The following is a 1,054-nucleotide window of genomic DNA, read 5'->3' as shown; positions in this document are numbered from 1 at the left end:
GCCTAGACGCTTTTCCGACCGCGCTGAATCGGACGTGATGATGCGACGCGGAGCCGGTGTGGTTTGAACTGCGGGCCGGGAGGAGGCCGGCAGTGATGGCGCGAGCGTTGTCGTTGGACCTGCGTCAGCGGGCGATAGCGGCGGTTTTGGCGGGCGAGAGCTACCGATCGGTGGCGGCCCGCTTCGCGGTGAGCCCTTCAAGCGTGATCCGCTGGGCCGAGCGCCAGCGCGAGACCGGCAGCGTTGCGGCCCGACCAGTGGGTGGTGTGCGGCGAGCGGCGCTGGCGGGTCAAAGGGAGTGGCTTCTGGCCCGTGTCGCACAGAAGCCGGACCTGACCCTGGCCATGCTGGCAGCGGAGCTGCGCGAGCGCGGCGTGGTGGTGGCGATCTCGGTCGTCTGGCGGTTTTTCCGCCAGGAGGGGATCAGCTTCAAAAAAAAGCCTGCATGCGGCTGAACAGGATCGCTCCGATGTGGCCCGCCGACGCGACCGCTGGCGGCAGCACCAGGGACGGCTTGACCCGAAGCGCCTGGTTTTCATCGACGAGACCTGGACCAAGACAAACATGGTCCGCACCCACGGCCGTTGCCCTGTGGGCGAACGCCTGGTCGACAAGACGGCCCACGGGCACTGGAAGACGCTGACCTTCGTGGCCGCGCTTCGGTCCGACCGAATTGCCGCCCCCGCCGTCTTTGACGGGCCGATCAACGGTCGCAGCTTTCTCGCCTATGTTCAGCAGGCTTTGGCCAAGGCACTGCAGCCCGGCGATATCGTCATCATGGACAACCTCGGCAGCCACAAGGGCGCCGCTGTCCGCCGATCCATTCGCGAGGCCGGCGCGAAGCTGTTCTTCCTGCCGCCCTACAGCCCCGATCTGAACCCAATCGAGCAGGTCTTTTCCAAACTGAAAAACCTGCTCCGCACCGCCGCCAAGACAACCGTCTCAAGCCTCATCGACGCCATCGGCGCCGCCCTCGACGCCTTCACACCCGCCGAATGCGCCAACTACCTCCGCCACGCCGGCTATGCCGCAACCTGATGAGAATCGGCTCTAA

Annotated in this window: 1 protein-coding gene; it reads left to right on the top strand. The window is 66.0% G+C overall.

The annotated features are described in order from the left end of the window. The first annotated feature begins 95 nt into the window (after positions 1-95). A protein-coding gene (locus G3576_RS30980; RefSeq protein ID WP_164698334.1) for an IS630 family transposase occupies positions 96-1,038 on the top strand; the annotation gives its coding sequence in 2 pieces (ribosomal slippage) (positions 96-431 and positions 433-1,038; 942 coding nt in all). The last annotated feature ends 16 nt before the right edge of the window (positions 1,039-1,054 follow it).

The organism is Falsiroseomonas algicola (genome assembly GCF_011040385.1).
GTDB classification, from domain to species: Bacteria; Pseudomonadota; Alphaproteobacteria; order Acetobacterales; family Acetobacteraceae; genus Falsiroseomonas; species Falsiroseomonas algicola.
This window is presented reverse-complemented; position numbering and strand designations above follow the sequence as displayed.